The following is a 19,597-nucleotide window of genomic DNA, read 5'->3' on the forward strand; positions in this document are numbered from 1 at the left end:
TTTGATTAGAAAATTCATAGATTCCTATCTATAGTGTCTTAAAAATAAACACATATTCTATTTCCATTTATATGCTTAATGTCAAAGTTCATTTCGTAAATATCTCCTAAAACTTTTTCATTGACTATTTCATCTGTACGACCTACCTTTTCAATTTTTCCATTTTTAAGTGCAACTATATTATCTGAATAGCATGAAGCAAAATTTATATCATGCATGACCAACACTATAGTCTTACCTAATTCATCACAAAGACTTCTAAGTACCTTCATCATTTGTACTGAATGATTCATATCCAAATTGTTAAGTGGTTCATCAAGTAATATGTACTCTGTATTTTGGGCTATTACCATTGCTATATAAGCTCTTTGTCTTTGACCTCCACTTAATTCATCCAAATATTTGTCTTGTATATCAGTTAGTTTCATATACTCTATAGCTTCATTAATGTATTTTTCATCATCTTGAGTTAAATTTCCTTCACTGTATGGAAATCTTCCAAATCCAACTAATTCTCTTATTGTGAGTTTTAAAGTTATATTATTAGATTGTTTAAGTATAGCTATTTTTTTAGCTAGTTCTTTATTATTGTAAGAATTTAAGTTTTTTCCTTCTATTAATACTTCTCCACTATCACCGCCTATAAGTCTTGTTACTATTGATAATACAGTACTTTTACCAGCCCCATTTGGACCTATAAAAGATGTTATTTTCCCTTTTTCTATATTAAAAGAAACATTATCTACAACATTTTTATTTTTATATTTTTTAAATATGTTTTTTATTTCTATCATCTATTTGCCCCCTTTAATAATAATTGGATAAAGTAAATTCCTCCTATAAAATTTATTACTACGCTTAATGTTGTATCAAATTTGAATATATGTTGTATAAAAAATTGACCTATTATTAATGTAATTATTCCTAGCAATATAGAACCTAAAATTAAATATGTATGTTTATATGTTTTAAAAACTTCTCTAGCTATGTTGGCTAGTAAAAGCCCTAAAAATGTCATAGGTCCAATAAGTGCTGTTGATACTGAAACTAAAATTGCTATTAGGATTATCATTTTTTTTACTACTTTATCAAAATCTACACCTAAATTAATCGCTTGCTCTCTACCTAATGACAGTACATCTAAATATTTTATATCATCATATATAAAAGGTATTGTTGCAATAACTATTATAAATGCAATTAATAATACATTTGTATTTATATTATTTAGACTAGCCATTATGCTAGTTTGTAGTGCTAGAAATTCATTAGGGTCTATCATTACTTGAATAAATGTTGTTGCACTTTTAAATAGAGTTCCAAATACCATTCCTACTAGGATTAAAAAGAAAATATTATTTTCTTTTCTTTCAAACAATGCTCTATACAATAGCATTGAAGCTACAATCATTATAGTAACATTAATGATAAAATTATAATTTTCATTTATGATAAGAATACTGGTTGCTCCAAATATAAATACTATTATAGTTTGAATCATTACATATAAGGAATCTAACCCTAGTACACTTGGTGTCAATATCTGATTGTTAGTAATCGTTTGAAATACTACAGTAGTAAATGCTATACATCCTCCTCCAAGTATCATCGCAAGTATTTTTGGTATTCTTTGTGATAATGCATAATCTAGATTATTCATGTCTATTCCATAGGTTAAAAAAAGCACCATTGATATCAAGAGTAATGCAGTCATCAAATAAATTTTTTTATTAAGACTAAGCTTCATTTATATTCCTCCTTAGTATTAAGTAAAGGAATAGTATACTTCCTATAACGCCAACTGTAAGCCCTATAGATATTTCATATGGATAAATGATAATCCTTCCAAAAATATCACATATAAGTACAAATATTGCCCCAAATAATCCCGTATGCCATATACTATCTCTTATATTATCACCCATATACAGAGATACAATATTTGGAACTATTAGACCTATAAAAGGTATATTACCAGCAGTAACAACTACACATACTGTGACAAGAGCTACTATTATTAAACCTAAATTGACGACTTTTTTATAACTTAGCCCTAAGTTAGTTGCAAAATCCATCCCCATTCCAACAACAGTAAATCTATTTGCATAAATATATGCTACTATTATGAGAGGTATTGTTATGTATAATATTTCATAATTTCCTTTAAGTATCATAGAAAAATCACCCTGCATCCAAGAACTTACATTTTGACTCAAATCATATTTATATGCAATAAAATCAGTCATAGAACCTATTATATTTCCAAACATTATACCTACTAATGGTACGAATATTATACTTTTAAACTGTAACTTCCTTATTATTTTCATAAACATAAATATTCCTATAAGAGAAAATATAAATGCGATTATAGTCTTCGTGAAAATCGATGCACTTGGTATTAAAAGCATACAAATTACTATACCAAATTGAGCCGCATCTATTGTTGCTCCTGTAGTAGGCGATACAAATTTATTTTTACTTATCTGTTGCATTATAAGGCCTGATATACTCATTCCTATACCTGCAATTAATATACTTATTAATCTTGGTATTCTACTCATGACAAATATCATAAGTTTATGCTGATTTTTTGCAAATATATGCATTATGTTTATATCTTCTGCTCCTATAAATAAGGAAAAATAAGATAAAATTATTATTCCTATAATTAAATATCTCTTTTTCATTCTCCCTCCTTAATTTTTACTAAAAATGATAATAATTATCATTTCTTTTATAGTTTATCAATAATAATTATCATTGTCAATATATATAGATATTTGTTTTTTTATATAAAAAATGTTACTAGAATTTTTAATTCTAGTAACATTTAAATTTAATCTAATCTATATACCATATATAAACCTATATATATGAATGCTTATTATTAAGTATAGCATTTTCTACACCTAATTTAGTTAATATCTTACTTTAGTATCTCTTTAAATACTCTATAAAAGTTTCCACTAGATATTAAGTTTATATCACTCTTTTTATATCCTCTTTTTTCAAGCTCTACTATTATATTCTTAGCTTCATATGTACTTTTAAGCCCATCTACACTTGGATTTTTGGAATTTTCTTCAGTAAAAGAACCTATAGTCTCTTCTCCTAGATAGTCACTAAAATCAAAACCAAAAGATACATGCTCTATACCTATAAGATTCACCATATAGTCTATATGGTCAACTAAGTGTATTAAATCTTGCTTTTTCGGATTGATATTTGTAAATCCTCTAAAACTATTTATTCCCACTAATCCACCTGTTTTTGAAATTTCTTTTAATTGATTATCTGTGAGATTTCTTTTTGCATCACATAGATTTTTAACATTAGAATGAGATGCTATAACTGGTTTGCTTACAACAGACATCAAATCCCAAAATGATTTTTCATTTAGATGTGATACATCTATTAGCATACCTAATTGTTCTAACTTCTCTACTGCTTTTTTTCCTATTTCAGTCAATCCTCTGTTTTCATCTCCTAAACACCCTGTAGCAAGTTCATTCTGTTCATTCCAAGTTAATGATGCATGTCTAGCTCCAACTTCTTTATAATAATATTCGATTAAGTCTAAATTTTTTCCAACATGGCTTAAACCTTCAAGACCTATTAAAATATTTATTTTATTCTCATTTAGACCTTTATTTATATCAGAATATTTTTTTACTATATTTACAATATCCTTCATATCTTCAATTTCTTCTTTTATACATTCTATTATCTGCTTAACTCTCTTTTCCGGCTTTTTATCATATGGTGGGTCTATCCATATTACAAAAATAGCCCCTTCAATATTTGCTTTTTTAAAATTTTCAAGATGGATTCTTCTAAATACATCTTTCTCTCCATTAAGCCTTCTTATCGTTACATCTGACCAAGTATCTGAATGTCCATCAAAAATCATGACAACCTCCAATTAAATAAAGTTTTTTCAAACGTTTGTTTTTCACTTTTTATAAAACTTATATTAAAATATTTCCTACCAAAAGACCAAAATAATTACCAACTATATATCCAAATGTCCCAACTATAAGTATTGGCCCTACTAACTTAGACCACCCTTTTGATATTGCCATAGCTGCTGCTGTTGTAGGTCCACCAATATTTGCATTAGATGCAAGAATAGCTTCTTCCAAGGTAAACTTAAATATTTTGGCAACTATAAATGTAACTAACATGTTTATAAGTACCATTATTCCACAATATAAAAGTAATAATGGAGATTTTTGAATTATTAATGGGATTGAAGCAGGAACACCTACTACAACAAAGAAAATGTAGATTAAAAATGTGCCCAGCTCTTGAGCTCCTTTTATATCACTAAAGAAATTAGGCATAAAGGTAGCAAATATCATAGTTAAAGTAGTTATTATTAGATATTGATTGCCAAATAAAGTATTTAACATTGCTAAAAATGGACTTGACGTTGGTATTATAGATTTAAACCAACCTGACAATTCTACTGATACTGCAACTATTATAAAAGCACTACCAATGGCTATTGCTATATCTTTTAAAGATATTTCTTTTCTTCCCCAATAATTTGCTGCTATTGTTTCGCCTTCATTTACACCTATGCTTTCCATCTCATCTACATGTGGATGTTTAAAATGTTTTCTAAAAAATCCAATAGATGGGATGGCTATTAAAACAAAGAAATATAATGCCATCAAAAGATTATCTGCTACAACAGTTGCTGATACCAATTCCCCAGGTGCATCAAATGCTCCTGACATAGCTGCAAAGTTTACATTTCCACCTATATAAGAACCTGTCATCATAGCTGCAACAATATTTAAATCTGGTACTGCATTTTTTAATGCCAAGAATCCAATCATAGCTCCAAGTACAGTTCCTATCGAACCTACAAGAAATATTACAAGTAATCTTCCACTCTCTTTCCATATCTTTTTGATATTACATTGATATAACAACAAAGCTATGGCTAAAGGTACAACATAACCCCAGACTTGGTCATATACAACAGACTCTACTGGTATAATATTTAGATTTGATAATAACATTGCCCCTACAAGAGCTATTATTGCTCCTGATATTTTTGATGCCCAACTATACTTTTGCTCTAAATAAATACTAAACGCTGCCCATCCAGTTACAATTGCCCATAATACCCAAATATTATCAGGACTTACAAAACTCCTCATCTCAACCGCCTCCATTTCATTAAATTAAAATATCAATATTAATATTCAATATATTGAATATTAATACTATTATAATTCATCTTTTCAGAAAATTCAATATAACGATGTAAATACATGCATTACATAACTTTTATTTTATTTTATTAATTTTGGAAACTATATATGTTATAATCATGTTTGAGGGGGGTTTTTATCTAATGGACATAGATGTTGGAAGCAAAATTAGAGCTCTTAGAAAATCTAAAAATATAAGTATAGCTACTTTAGCCAAAGAGTCAGGTTTAAGTACAGGTTTAATAAGTCAAATTGAACGTAATATGGTTGTTCCATCAATTATAGCAATGTGGAAAATAGCAAAATCTCTTGATGTAAACATAGGCTATTTTTTTGATGATATTGGGAAGGATGATTCTAATATAGTAGTAAAGAAAAACAATCGAAAGAAAATAGTAACTAACGATTCTACAAAATTTTATGAGCTTCTTGTTCCTAATCTAATTGGAAAAAAAATAGAATTCATACTTGTTACATTAAATGGACATACAAAAAAAAGTAGCGAATTTGTAACACATGAAGGAGAAGAATGTGGGTACATAATAAAAGGAAAAATGAAAATAACACTTGGTAATAAAGAGTATATATTAGAGGAAGGGGACAGTTTTTATTTTAACAGCACTATACCTCACATATATGAAAACTGTGATGATGATGAATGTATTTCAGTTTGGGCAATGACTCCACCTTCATTTTAATATATTAGACTCTTGTTTAAGTATAAATTAATAAAAATCTGAAATAAATTAGTATGATAAATTTTATCCTAATTTATTTCAGACTTTTCTAGTTTATTGGTTATATATTAAGTAGACAACTTTCATCTAAAATTTTAGATAGTATTTCTTCAGTCCCACTCATTCCATCAAATTTACTTGATATAAATGTGTTTTTTCTTTCATTTTTATTTATATCACCATGCTTCAATACATAAGCTTTATTTGAAATATCGAGCATTCCATAATCCATAATAGAATCCCCAATTGCATAAAAATTTTCTATTCCTAATTCTTTGGTTAGGTATTCGATAGCATTTTCTTTTGAGATTTCTTTTGGTATAAAATAAATTTTTCTACCACTTACATACAATCTCCAATTTTTTGATTCCAATATATTTATATACTCTCTAATTGAATCTAAATTAAATTTTTTAAAATCTACAACTATATAAAAAAATGTATCCTCTGCAACTTTAAAATTAGTTATTCCTTCTATATTCAAATAAGTTTTAAATTTATCTACCATGCTTTCAATAGGCTCATAGTTAAATTTTAATTTGTCTATCTTTTCACTCCATGATTTCAATATTTCATTATCTTTAAGTATAACTCCTCCATTTGAAGTTATACTCCATGGAAAATAAATGCCATATTTATTAAATTCTATACGCTTAAACTGTTCTATTGTTCTAGTGGTAGTTGGTATAAACATACCATAATATTGTATTTGTTTTATTAAATTTATAGTATTTAAAGATATATAAGAGATTTCTTTCTCTTTATAGATTTCTATATTTGTATATCTCTTATCAGTATTTAAAAATTTATCAGAGTAAATAATACTCCTGTCTAAGTCTGAAAAAACAATCATTCAGTATTCTCCTGTCAAATATATTTTCTAAACATCTTTCATATTTTTTATTATGCCACAACACTTGTAAGCTTTTAAATTCATTTCTTCAACTTCAACATTTTTCTCTTTTGCCAAAATAAATATATGCTCTAAAGATTTATCATTTAAGTCTTTAACAAGTATCTTATATGGAACTCTCCTAAGTAAAACTCTTGTTGTTTCTCCTACACCTGGCTTGATAAAGTTGATATCTTTTATATCGTACTTTTCCTTTATATTTAAAACATCAAAATAGCCATCTTTAGTTATAATATCACTTTTCCATTTTTCAACTTCATCAGATATATTTTCAAATTGGTTTTTGAAACATGCCTCTATAGTTTCTATATAATTTATAGACTCATCTTTATCCTTTAAATGGTTATAAAACTTAGCACCATGAAAATCATCCTTACCAATCAAATCGTCTCTTAGCACAGTTCTACTCACTAGCCCAGAAACAGTTGAGTTTAAACATGCACTTGGTATTAAAAAGTCTTCTCTAATTCCATAAAGTCCAGAATATCCAGCAGGGTCAGCTAATACAGCAAGAGTTGAATCAAAATTCTTTTTAAATTTAAATTTAAATTTAAGCTCATCACATGCTTTTTCTAGCTCTCTTGATATTGTTCCCTTGCCAGTCCATCCATCTAAAAATTGTATGTTTGAATTTGGATGACTATTTATTATATATTCAACTGCATTCATATCTATTCCTTTATCTCTTATTATAGATATTGTATAGTGAGGTAAATTTAAATTATACTTATTTCTTAGGTATCTCTTTGCCAAAATACCAATTGGTGTTCCAGCTCTAGCAAGTGAAACTAGTACAACATCATTTCCATTTTTTTTAATTATCTTTTCACACATAACACCTATAGAAAATGCCAGTTTATTCTTGTTTTGTTCTAGTTTATCATGATATAATTTCAGATAATCTTCGCTAACCTCATACTCTATTGGTATCATTTCTGAATAATGTCTGCCACTTTGTATTTTTAACTCTCTCTCTTTGTTTCCTTCTTCTTCAATTAAATTTGATATATCTTTTAATAAAAAGACAACATCATCTTTAGAATATGTGCTAAATTCTCCCATATGACTCAACTCCTATCTTAAAACTGTGATATATTTTATCTTGATAAAACATTTTAGCTACAACATACTATAGTCAATTTTTTTATGCTTGTTTTTTTAATTATATCAATAAATTCCAGATAAGAATTCTTACTTTTATCTAACTCAACAAATAAATAACACTCAGAAAAATCATGTCTATCTATGTTGTAAATATAATTTTGAACATCAGAATTATAAAAACTCTTTAATTTAAACTTGCTTCTAATAGGATAATTGTTTTTATCAATATTAATTATTGGACTTCTAGTTGTTGAATGATAGTATATATCACATTGATTTTCTTTTTCTTTTGCAAATAACATTGGTATATACATGAATTCTTCAGTACCTAAAAATAGAACCTTTTCTGCTTTCTTTTTTAAAGATTCTTTACTTTCTATAACTATTTTTTTACTTTCTCTTTTTACAATTTCTTTTAATTTAATTTGTTCTCTTTTGTTAATTCCAAATCTACCTGTATATCTTATATATTTTTTATTTCCAATATAATCTTCTAAATCAACATTGACATGATTTACTATTAAATTTATTTTATCATCCTTCATAATACTTGATTGACTAATAGTACAATTATCATTGTAATTTGCAACAATATCTTCATTTATATCAAAATTAAAGTCTCCTTTAAATAAATACACAAATTCTATCTTACATCCAAGTTCTTTTTCCAGACTACTAATTTTTTTTAAATTTTCATCACTTACCCAATTAAGTATAGAACATATAGTATATTTCTTTTTAGGATAAATACTTTGAATCTTTCTAATTATATTCATACACGTATTAGCTGTAGTAATTTCATCATCTACCAAAATTACTTCATCGCCAAATTTAAAGTTATCTAGCATTTCAAAATATAAATTTTGGTCTGTTGCATGAGAGTGTTCTTCTAAAAAGTCTAAATTTTCTAGCTCATCAAATTGCTCCCTAGTGGTATGAATAAATTCATAATCTCCAGATAAGTAATCAAAAAAGCTATGTCCAACAGCTGTACCAGTTTCGGCAAAAGCTATTACAGTCCCATTTGATGCTACCTTATTTTTTTTATTATAAATCGTGGCCATTAGTTTTCCTAAATTATCCATTTCACTTGGTTTACAAGCTAAATGTTTTCCAAGTTTTTTTGATATAAATAAAAAACGTCTCTTACTGTTATTTCTTATTCCTATATCTAAAAAATCATTTAAATCTAAGTTTAATGGATTATCAACAATGTCAATCTCACAATTAAAATTTAAGCAATTCTTCATAGTCTACTCCTTTATTTAATACACCATATATTTTAGATAAAATCAATGTTTTTTTAGCCCATAAAAAATGAGGATTAGTTTCATTCATTCTCTCACCTAATATGCCTTTACTCACACCATATTTACTATTTGCACTATCAAGTATCTCCAAAGCATCAGTAAAATCTTCATATGATACTGCAGATAAAGCTTGTACAATTTGAATTTGCATTGGATGAATTACTGTCTTTCCAACTAATCCATGAAATTTATCCAATAGTATTTCTTCTATATACTTCTTTCTTATCCCTTCGTTTGTCATATCAAAAAATTCCGATACACCTCCACTTATTGGTATATCTATCTCTGGTCTTTGAAGATATGTAATTACATCTAATATAAACGAAGAACAAATCAAATTATTATATATAGAAAAATTTTTATCTCTTCTTATACCATACATACCTAATATATCAGTTAGACCTATTCTAATACTAAGTATTCTTGATTTATATCTTAAAATAGTATTATATAAATTACTGAAGCTTAATTCTTTATTTTCTTTATATATGAATTCTCTTGTTTCTATTATTGGAATAACATACATATTTTGAAGACCTATAGAATTCAAAACTTCTATACAGTTTTCAATTAACTTCGAATTTGCTTTAGGAATCAATATTCCTGTTATAGTATTATTGTTTTTAATTATAATCTCTTTAATTCTTAGCAATTGCTCTACATCTTTTATTCTCACAAAAATTAATGGTATCCCATCTTTATTAGTTATATTTTCATTGCTAATATTTTTCAAAATCAATTTAAGATTTTCTATAGCCTCAGATTCTCCATTTGCCCCAACAGCATCTTCTAAACAAATAGCTAGTGGTCTAACTCCCTTAACATCACCTATAATACTCTTATAAATCATATTATATTGAGTCGCTGGAACGTATAAAAAAGCACCCAGTGCATATTTCAGTACATCTTTTTCAGTATTGGCATTAAAGTCTTCTGGCACTTTCAAAAAAATTTTCTCTAAATCCTCTTTGCAGATATAATCGAAATATTTCAATGTGTGGCCTCCTCATATACATAGAAAGGGCCAACTTTATCCAAATTAGCCCCTAATATACTACTTATTATAAATTATAGCTGTATTTAATTCTTCTAATCTCTTTGTATTATCCTTGATTGTAACTCTATTATTTTCTTCTATTCTCAGAGTTTCATCTATACCAGATTTAATTGTATTGTACATTTTTTCTAATGTCTCTATTTGCACAGAGCTTGTTCCAGCCATTCTAGCTATTTGTGCACTTTGAGAACTTACATTTTGTGCATTTCTAAGCAATAATTCATTAGTTTTATCATCAAGAGCTTTTAGAGACTTTGCTTGTAATTCTTGCTTTTTAAGTAATATAGCTTGAGATAAACATTGTTTAAATACTGGCAAAGTTACAACAAATGCACTATTGATTTTTCTAATTAAACCATAGTTATTATGTTGCATACCTCTAAGCATAGGTATAGTCTGAATAGCTATATTTTCTGCTATTCTTAAATCATAGACTCTTTGATTTAACATATCATAGACTTTTAATAGTTCTTGATAGTTGACGATATCCATTTGGTCTCCACTAGTCTCTGATTTTTGTTTGAAATATGGTAGTATTTCATTATCCATTTCTTCTACTGCCATTTCTCCAGCAACAATATATTTTTGAAGTTCGTTATAAAAGTCAAAATTTTCATTTAACATAGCGCCAATTTGCTTATTAGAAAGTGCTATATCTCTTTCATATTGTTCAAGTTCAATTTGAATCTTTTCAACTTCTCCTCCCAGTGTTTCATACTTTTGAAACATCATTTCAATAGCATTATTAGCTTTTTTGAAAAGTTTTTGAACAAAATTTGGTTCCTTAGTTTCTTGAAAATCATCTAAATCAAATTTATCCATTATTTTAGTTAAGTGAACAAGCATTTTAGAATTTTCTTCATTTCTATTTAATTTTATCGTGTTTAATAGGCTATCAGAAACTCTCGCTACTCCTTCAGATGCTTTTCTACCAAATTGTAAAATTGTATCTGGATTTTCTACTTCTATAAGAGAAGTTAAAGCCTCAACCTCTTTAGACTTTCTAAGTTCAATTTTTTTATTATTTGTATATTCCATTATATCAAATTTTTCTTCTTGTACAGTCGTAGGTAAATTTTCAACAGTTTCTACAGAATTATTATCTTTTGAAAAATTATTTATATTTATCCCCATTTAAAATCGTCTCCTCTTGCCAAAAATTTTTTTAAGTAAAGGTATTTCATCTTCAAGTAAGTTCAATCTAAGGTCATATACCATTTTATCCAACCTGTGTACATCAATCAATTGGTTATTTATAACATTTTCTATATTATTTTCTCCGCCTGGAGATAATATAATAATATCAAATCCAATTTTACTAAGTAAAAGCATTAGAAATACAACTTCTTTATCAAGCACAATGCTCTTATACATATATATAACCAACTTTGGATTTATGAGAGAGTAATCGAAATTATTCATCATGTGAACAAGCTTTTTATCCATATGAAGTACTGTGAATAAGCCTTTTATTTTATCCTCTCCACTTAGTCCATTTAAAAACATGTTACCTTCTATAAGTTCTTCCACTTTTTCTAAAATCATAATTTGTTGATTTAATGATAATGTTGAAATAGAATACTCTTTATTATTTAAAACAGAATTTTTATCTATAATACCTTTTGAATTTAATACAAATGATAGGCTAAAAGCTTCTCTCGTAAATTCTTTTGAAAATCTATCTATATCTCCATTAAATTCAATGAATGTTGAACTTTCTGAATCTCTTAATAAATCTAAAAACTTAATGTATTCATTTTTATCATTATATATTCCATTGATTTTAGAAAAGAAAACTGGAGTTTCTACTGTAGTATCATTAAACTTAAATCCTGGTCTCAATTTTAATGGCTGATTCCAATATATTGATATTTCATCAATAGTTGAACTTAAAAGCAAGCTTTTTATTTTTCTATCTTGAAGTTGCCAAGGTTTTATAAATCCAGAATCATTTAGCAATTCTTCACTTATTCGTTTTGATGCTTCTGCTCCAACAGTAAAAGCTTTTTTTACAGAACCTTTATCTATCTTTTCACCTGAAACGACTCTATCTTCAAAAGAAACATTTTCTTCTATTATATTAGCCTCTTCTAATTCTATCTTATATTTCTCTAAATTTAAGATACTTATATTACTCTTTGAGTTTGGATTAAGGTATAATATATCAAATCCTGCTAAGTACAATATTAAGAGTAAATAAACTTCATGCTTTTTTATGTCTCCATAAAATATTATTTTTGGAGCATCATTTTTATTTATATCTAAGGCACCAATATAAGTCTTTATCCATGCCATTATTTTCACTATAAAATTTTGTTTAACTCTATCATTAGTAAAGTCTTTTTCTTCCTCTTTTAATACTCTATCTATTGCTTGCTTTATTTTATAATCTATTTCTTCAAACCCTAAAATACTTATATCTGTATCTTCTGTGCTGTTTTTATAATTTTTAAGTCCATTTTTAAAATAATTAATAATGTCAAAATCACTAGGATTTGCTATAGCATCAGTAAATAAGGCAATATCTTTTCTACTATCAATATTTTGCTTAGTCTTAAATATTTCAAGATTATACAAAATCTCATCTTCTAAACCAATATATGAAATAAAATAACTCAGATATCCCTTTGAAGGAGTGTAATTTCCTCTATCTGATTGGCTGGAGAATATTTTTTCAAATACCTTTGAGTCACCCATAATTATCCTCCCAATTTAATTGTTTATTGATAACTGACTCAAAATATATATTTTGAGCCAGTTTGTTATTTTTTATAAAATTTATTTTAAGCTGTTTTCTTTGGTTTTACTAATCTTATTACACATTTTACAACTTCATTGACTACAACTACACTTGCTGCAACACATAAAACTTTTACCCATGTCATAACATCCATAGCTACAGAGTTAAAGAAATCTTGGAATAACTGAGTAAATATTACTTGTGCAATACCTGTTAAAACTATTATTTGTAATGCTAGTTTATTATGTGTAAAGTTTGGGAAAATACTATCTGCATTAAATTCTCTACAGTTAAATGCATTAAATAATGCACTAAAAGCAAATAACGCAAACATTACAGTTCCCTTATGAGCTTCATCAACACCTAAGAAGTTAAATGTAGACTGTAACATTAGTATTGCTGTTATATAGAATGCATTTAATACTATTGTATATACCATTGACTTAGATATTATATTTGCTTTTCTATCAACAGGTTTTCTATTTAACACATGGTCTCTAACAGGCTCTAAACCTAATGCTAGTGCTGGTGGACCATCCATAATTATATTTACCCACAACAATTGTATTGTTGTAAATGGCATTTCTTGTCCCATAACCTGAGATATTATAGCCACTAAAAATGCAATTACATTTACTGTTAATTGGAATTGAACAAATCTTTGGAAGTTATCATAGATTCCTCTACCCCATTTAATCCCTTTTACAATAGTGCTAAAACTATCATCAGTTAAAATTATATCTGCTGCACTTTTTGATACTTCTGTACCAGATATACCCATTGCTATACCAACATCTGCCTTTGAAAGCGCTGGGGCATCATTTATACCATCACCTGTTACAGCAACAACATCTCCACTCTTTTGAAGAGCTGAAACTATTCTCATTTTACTATCTGGCTTACTTCTTGCAACAATCGAAATAGTTTGTATTTCTTGTTTTAGTTCTTCATCATCTAAAGTATCTATATATGAAGCTTCAACTGCTCTCATATTTCCTTTTAATAGACCTAACTCTTCACCTATAGCTCTTGCTGTATTTATATTATCTCCTGTAAGCATTTTTACAGAAACACCAGCTTTATTTGCTGTATTTACAGATTCTATAACATCTTTTCTAAGTGGGTCTCTTATACCAACAAAACCACTAAATACTAACTCACTTTCCATTGCACTCACATTCATAGAATCACTTTCAGCAGTTACTGCTGCTTCTTCTTCAGCTTGCGAGATTTCTTTATATGCAAAACCTAAAGTTCTCATTGATTTTACTTGTAATTTTTTTATTTCTTCTAAAATCTCATGTTTTATACCTTCAGTTATTGGAACTATGTCTTTTCCTCTTTGGATATATGAACATAGCTCAAGCAAGACTTCTGGTGCTCCTTTTGATAACAACACATGATTATTATCTTGACCTATAACAGATGTCATTCTCTTTGAATCAGAAGTAAAAGGGTTTTGAGCTACTATATTAGATTCTTTTCTAACTTGTCTGTAATCTACATTTTTATAATATAGAAGTAGTGCACATTCTGTAGCACTTCCCAGGTACTTAACATCACTATCATTATGCTCTACATCAGCTGTAGAGTTTATCATACAGTTTTCTTCAAAATAACTATTTATTTCTTCTTCTGAACTCTCAATATATCTTCCATCAATATATGCAACTTCTACTGTCATTCTATTTTCTGTTAATGTACCGGTTTTATCTGAACATATTACAGAAACAGAACCTATAGTTTCACAAGCTTCTTTTTTAGTAACTAAGGCATTTATCTTAGCCATTTTTTGCATAGTTATTGCAAGTGTCATATTTATCATAGTTGGCAGACCTTCTGGAACTGCTGCAACTATTAATGCAACACATACTGTAAATGCTGTTTTAACAGGGTCTATCGATTCTAAAAATGGTAAAATTCCAGACATATCAACATTTAATACATTCTTACTTACCATTTGGAAAACCATGAATATAAATAATAATCCTGCTACTGCGCTGGAAACTTTAGCTATCAATCCACCTAAATTTCCAAGCTTTATCTGAAGTGGAGTTTGCTCATCTGCGTCTGATAAGTTTTGAGCAATTTTACCCATTTCACTACTATCTCCAATTGAAGTTACAACTAATATTCCTCTACCATAAGCAACAAGTGTACCACCAAATACCATATTTATTTGTTTTGCAGGAATTGGTTCTTGTACCACTAGTGCTCCTTTAGATTCTATTTCTTCCATTGGAACTACTACATCACATTTTTTAGATACATCATCTGATTCGCCTGTTAACATATCTTCTCTAATTTTAAGATTTATAGTTTCTATAAGTCTACCGTCAGCAGGTACCATATCACCAGTTTCAATATATACTATATCTCCTGGTACTAGTTCACTCTTAGAAATTTGATGTATTTCTCCATCTCTTAGTACTTTAACTTCAATATTTTCAGTCATCTTAGAAAGAGCATCTGCTGCTTTCTTAGAACGACCTTCTGTAATCATACCTATTGCTATACCTATTGCTATAGCTCCTACAATCCCGATTGCATCATGAGTTTCTCCAATTACTGCACTTACTACTGCTGCAATAATTAAAATAACTATCATTGGTTCACTTAAACTGTCTTTTAAATCATCCCAAAAGCTTCCTTCCTCTTTTGGTGTAAATTCATTTAAACCATACTTTTCTCTTCTAGTCTTGACTTCTGATTTTGATAAACCTCTGTCAGGGTTAACAGATAAGTCTTTAGTTACGTCTTCTTTGTCAACATTATAATATTTGATATCATTATTAAATTCCATATACACACTCAATCCTGTCTAAATTTTGCATTACTTCTTTAAGACCCGCATCTTTTGTTCCTTCACCTATTGCTTTAAACTGCCAACTTCCATCTTTTCTATATATAGCCCCTACTATAAGAGTAGTTTTTTCCGAATAATTATCAGATAAATTATACTTCGCTATTTCCTTTTTATTACTTTGGTCCTCAACTCTTATATAGGCATTTTTTATCATCCCAAAGTGTTGTTTTCTGTCTATACAATTGTATATATTTACTACAAATAATAATCTGTGAATATTTGATGGAACTTTATCTAAATTAACTAGAATTTGTTCATCATCACCCACACCTTCACCAGTTAGGTTATCTCCTGTATGTAAAACTGACTTACAGGCACTTTTTAAGTTTCCAAAATAAATTAAGTCTTTTATACCACTTAATTTTCCTTCCTGATTTAGCATAAATACAGATGCATCGCAATCTATATCAGCTTGTCCTCCGCCAAATAAAGACTTAAGGAATCCTCCACCTGATTGTTGCACAGGGTCCCATCCTAAGCCCACAAGTATACTACTCAATCCAGGGTTGGATTTTTTTAAATCTATTTTATCACCTTTTGATAAATTAATCGACATACTAAACCTCCATAAAATTTTATATAATATAACCTATACATTATTTGTATAGGCTACTTATATTTAATATACTGTGTTACTCATACTAAACACTTAATCCATAGTTTCTGCAAAGTGCTTCTAAGCCACCTTCAAATCCTGCTCCAACTGCACTAAACTTCCATTCTCCATTATATTTATATATCTCACATACTGTAATTGCAGTCTCTATACTAAATTCTTCGCCTAAGTCATATCTTAATATTTCTTCGTCATTTTCAGAGTTTAAAACTCTTATATATGAGTTGCTTACTTGTCCAAAGTTTTGTTTTCTTTCAGCAGCTTCATATATTGTAACTGTTACAGCTATTTTTTGTATATGCTTTGGCATTGTATCTAAGTTTACTAATATTTCTTCGTCATCTCCATCACCTTCACCAGTTCTATTATCACCTAAATGCTCAACTGCTCCAGATGAATGTTTTAAGTTATTATAGAATATAAAATCTTCATCTCTTTCAACTCTTTGAGATTCTCCTACCATAAAAACACTGACATCTAAATCGTAATCATAACCACTATCGAATGAATTTGTATCCCATCCTAATCCAAGTTTAATATTTTTAAGACCTGGATTTCCCTTAGTTAAATCAATTTTTTGTCCTTTTTTTAATACTATAGCCATGGAAAATACCCCCTCTAGTTTATTATATTTAAAATTATAAGTTTATTCCAAAGTTTCCACATAAAGCAGCAAGGCCACCTTCAAAACCAGAACCTAGTGCGTTAAATTTCCATTCTCCATTGTGTTTATATATTTCGGCTACTACTATAGCTGTCTCTATACTAAAATCTTCACCTAATTCATACTTTATTAGTTCTTCATTTGTATCTTTATCTACTATTCTTATATAAGAATTACTTACTTGCCCAAAATTTTGTGTTCTTTCTGTTGCATCATGAATTGTAACTGTAAAAGAAATTTTGCTTATTTCTCCAGGAATCTTAGATAAATCAACAACTATTTGCTCATCATCTCCATCACCTTCACCAGTTCTATTATCACCTAAATGTTCAACTGCTCCAGAAGTATGCTTTAAATTGTTGTAAAATACAAAATCTCCATCATTAGTAACACTTCCACTTACTCCTGTTAAAAATGCTGCTGTATCTAAGTCAAAGTCAAATCCACCATCATACTTGTTAGTGTCCCATCCTAACCCTACTAAAATATTTTTAAGCCCTGGGTTTCCTTTAGTTAAATCAACCTTTTGGCCTTTTGATAATGTTATACCCATAATTTATCGCTCCCTTGTTAATTTTAGCTAAACAAATCTTGCTAATTATTTATCTTTTTCTTTAATCATATTATAACATTTTTTATTCATTTGTGAATAAAACTTAGTTGATATTTTTAAAATATAATTAAAAAAATGTTTATATTTCTTACTTTTTACATAGATTTTACATATTTTTTTAAAGAGATAAAATCTATGTTTAATATGTAATTATATATCATTTATATCTACAAGTATACATTTTATTTTGAAACTACAAAATTCTTGTACTATATTGTTTTAAGATGTTTTATAATAGATTATATCATCTTATTAGAGGAGAAAAAATATGATTTGTACTATTAAACCATTAAAAGTTGTAATAAAGAATTCAAAAGAGCCTTTAAATGAATTTATGTCTAGTAAGTCTTATACAAATAAGAGTTCTTCTTATATTAAAGAAGTCTACTTTACACGATATATAGGTATTGAAGATTCTATTGATAAATACATAAAAAACATCAAAAATATAGATACTCATCTTTTTAATAATACAACTGTTCCCTATATTAGGCTAAACAACTTAAATATAAATTTTGATAAATCCCAAACAGATAAGATGCTCAATACTTTCAATACTTATAATGATGCTAAATTTAACAGTTGGAGCTTATACAATATTGAATTTCCTTGTAAAATAGAAAATGATACCTTAGATTGGACAAAAAAAATTGCATTTAAAAGTACATTAGAGTTGTTTTCTAAAAACACACCAAATTCAACACCTTCTATTGTTAAAAACTTTGCTGTTAAACTTTTATGTTGGATAGATTATTTTCTACCCAAATTATTTTATAATAAAGTCAAAATTGATGTTTCACCCAAAGTAGTGTATTTTGGAAATATTAAAAGACAGGAACTTTTTTTCTTGTATTTTTTATCACAGCTTGGATGTGATATTTTGTACATAAATCCTCATAAAGATATCCTTGATTTATATCCTGAATGTTCTAGATTTTCTACTTTAGTTGAACTTTCTAAAAAAAGTCCAACTATGCTAGATATACCTTTAGAAAAATTAAATACAGATATAAATAAGAATATCAATAATAACAAAACTTATACGCCTATAAATAAACCTCAATCTGAACAAACTTCTGTTGACACAAGCTTTACATCTGGAAAAAATAAAAAAGATAAAGAAATAGAACTTACATATGAAGAACTCGCAAAATTATCAACTTCTGTTGTTATGATTGTTGTGTGTGATAATGAAAATAAACCATTCAAGAGTGGTTCTGGAGTAGTCATAAATAGTGAAGGTTATATACTTACAAATCTCCATGTAGTTAATGAAGGCTATTCATTTTTAGTTAGATTTGAAAATGATGATAAAGTTTATACATCGTATCAAATCATAAAGTACCACTCAGATTATGATTTAGCTGTAATAAAAGTTGATAGAAAATGTAAAGCGATACCAGTCAAGGTCAGCAAAAAACCTGTAAGAGGTCAAAAAATAGTTGCGATTGGAAGCCCTTTAGGTCTTTTCAATACAGTTTCAGATGGAATTATCTCTGCTTTTCGTGACTTTGAAACAGTTCAAATGATACAATTTACAGCTCCAATCTCTAGTGGTAGTTCTGGAGGGGCTCTTTTAGATATGTTTGGCAATTTACTTGGATTAATTTCTGCTGGGTACGATGATGGACAAAACTTAAATCTAGCAGTGGAAAGTCATCTTGTCAAAATATTTGCCAATAATTTTATCGAAATAATAAACTAATTTGCTCTTGCTTCATGCCAATAGAGGGGGCGAGAACATTATAT

Annotated in this window: 17 protein-coding genes; 2 read left to right on the forward strand and 15 right to left on the reverse strand. The window is 28.0% G+C overall.

Annotated elements, in window-relative coordinates; all coding sequences use genetic code 11:
• Positions 1-38 precede the first annotated feature (38 nt).
• The 5 genes from KGF52_RS01180 to KGF52_RS01200 all read right to left on the reverse strand — a co-directional run bounded on the left by KGF52_RS01180 (position 39) and on the right by KGF52_RS01200 (position 5,174).
• Positions 39-794 carry an ABC transporter ATP-binding protein gene (locus tag KGF52_RS01180; RefSeq protein WP_227829720.1) on the reverse strand — a complete coding sequence of 252 codons (756 nt, stop codon included), beginning with the start codon at positions 792-794 and terminating at the stop codon, positions 39-41.
• A complete protein-coding gene (locus KGF52_RS01185) occupies positions 791-1,747 on the reverse strand; it encodes an iron chelate uptake ABC transporter family permease subunit (RefSeq protein WP_227838847.1) in 957 nt (318 codons plus the stop codon). The genes KGF52_RS01180 and KGF52_RS01185 overlap by 4 nt, the downstream gene beginning before the upstream one ends.
• Complete coding sequence (locus KGF52_RS01190) at positions 1,737-2,690, reverse strand: iron chelate uptake ABC transporter family permease subunit (protein WP_227838848.1); 954 nt, start codon at positions 2,688-2,690, stop codon at positions 1,737-1,739. The genes KGF52_RS01185 and KGF52_RS01190 overlap by 11 nt, the downstream gene beginning before the upstream one ends.
• A gap of 239 nt (positions 2,691-2,929) precedes the next feature.
• Entirely contained in the window at positions 2,930-3,913 is a 984-nt protein-coding gene (locus tag KGF52_RS01195) for a membrane dipeptidase (protein ID WP_227838849.1), read from the reverse strand.
• A gap of 58 nt (positions 3,914-3,971) precedes the next feature.
• Complete coding sequence (locus tag KGF52_RS01200; protein WP_227838850.1) at positions 3,972-5,174, reverse strand: DUF819 family protein; 1,203 nt, start codon at positions 5,172-5,174, stop codon at positions 3,972-3,974.
• A gap of 197 nt (positions 5,175-5,371) precedes the next feature.
• Here KGF52_RS01200 and KGF52_RS01205 point away from each other — a divergent pair, with 197 nt between their 5' ends.
• Positions 5,372-5,926 carry a cupin domain-containing protein gene (locus KGF52_RS01205; RefSeq protein ID WP_227838851.1) on the forward strand — a complete coding sequence of 185 codons (555 nt, stop codon included), beginning with the start codon at positions 5,372-5,374 and terminating at the stop codon, positions 5,924-5,926.
• Between the two features lie 100 nt (positions 5,927-6,026).
• Here the strand turns inward: KGF52_RS01205 and KGF52_RS01210 are convergent, their stop codons facing one another.
• From KGF52_RS01210 to KGF52_RS01255, 10 genes are all read right to left on the reverse strand, one after another.
• Positions 6,027-6,818, reverse strand: coding sequence for an HAD hydrolase family protein (locus tag KGF52_RS01210; protein ID WP_227838852.1), 792 nt, complete (start codon positions 6,816-6,818; stop codon positions 6,027-6,029).
• Between the two features lie 27 nt (positions 6,819-6,845).
• The gene (locus KGF52_RS01215; RefSeq protein ID WP_227838853.1) at positions 6,846-7,940 is read right to left on the reverse strand and encodes a cysteine protease StiP family protein; all 1,095 of its coding nucleotides are present in this window, start codon (positions 7,938-7,940) and stop codon (positions 6,846-6,848) included.
• Positions 7,941-7,993: 53 nt separating this feature from the next.
• Complete coding sequence (locus KGF52_RS01220) at positions 7,994-9,232, reverse strand: phosphoribosyltransferase family protein (protein ID WP_227838854.1); 1,239 nt, start codon at positions 9,230-9,232, stop codon at positions 7,994-7,996.
• On the reverse strand, positions 9,210-10,286 hold the full coding sequence (locus tag KGF52_RS01225) for an HpcH/HpaI aldolase/citrate lyase family protein (protein ID WP_227838855.1): 1,077 nt from the start codon (positions 10,284-10,286) through the stop codon (positions 9,210-9,212). The genes KGF52_RS01220 and KGF52_RS01225 overlap by 23 nt, the downstream gene beginning before the upstream one ends.
• Positions 10,287-10,346: 60 nt before the next feature.
• Positions 10,347-11,483: a toxic anion resistance protein gene (locus KGF52_RS01230; RefSeq protein WP_227838856.1), complete on the reverse strand. Its 1,137-nt coding sequence runs from the start codon at positions 11,481-11,483 to the stop codon at positions 10,347-10,349.
• Positions 11,484-13,046, reverse strand: coding sequence for a YceG family protein (locus tag KGF52_RS01235; RefSeq protein WP_227838857.1), 1,563 nt, complete (start codon positions 13,044-13,046; stop codon positions 11,484-11,486).
• An 86-nt stretch (positions 13,047-13,132) separates the two neighbouring features.
• A complete protein-coding gene (locus tag KGF52_RS01240; protein ID WP_227838858.1) occupies positions 13,133-15,892 on the reverse strand; it encodes a calcium-translocating P-type ATPase, PMCA-type in 2,760 nt (919 codons plus the stop codon).
• Positions 15,882-16,511, reverse strand: coding sequence for a TerD family protein (locus KGF52_RS01245; protein ID WP_227829733.1), 630 nt, complete (start codon positions 16,509-16,511; stop codon positions 15,882-15,884). The genes KGF52_RS01240 and KGF52_RS01245 overlap by 11 nt, the downstream gene beginning before the upstream one ends.
• Positions 16,512-16,596: 85 nt before the next feature.
• The gene (locus tag KGF52_RS01250) at positions 16,597-17,175 is read right to left on the reverse strand and encodes a TerD family protein (RefSeq protein WP_227829734.1); all 579 of its coding nucleotides are present in this window, start codon (positions 17,173-17,175) and stop codon (positions 16,597-16,599) included.
• Between the two features lie 34 nt (positions 17,176-17,209).
• Entirely contained in the window at positions 17,210-17,788 is a 579-nt protein-coding gene (locus KGF52_RS01255) for a TerD family protein (protein ID WP_227829735.1), read from the reverse strand.
• Between the two features lie 328 nt (positions 17,789-18,116).
• Between KGF52_RS01255 and KGF52_RS01260 the strand changes: the two genes are divergently transcribed.
• Complete coding sequence (locus KGF52_RS01260; RefSeq protein ID WP_227838859.1) at positions 18,117-19,553, forward strand: trypsin-like peptidase domain-containing protein; 1,437 nt, start codon at positions 18,117-18,119, stop codon at positions 19,551-19,553.
• The last annotated feature ends 44 nt before the right edge of the window (positions 19,554-19,597 follow it).

Origin of the sequence: Clostridioides sp. ZZV15-6597 (assembly GCF_020657815.1) — a bacterium.
Classification (GTDB): domain Bacteria; phylum Bacillota; class Clostridia; order Peptostreptococcales; family Peptostreptococcaceae; genus Clostridioides.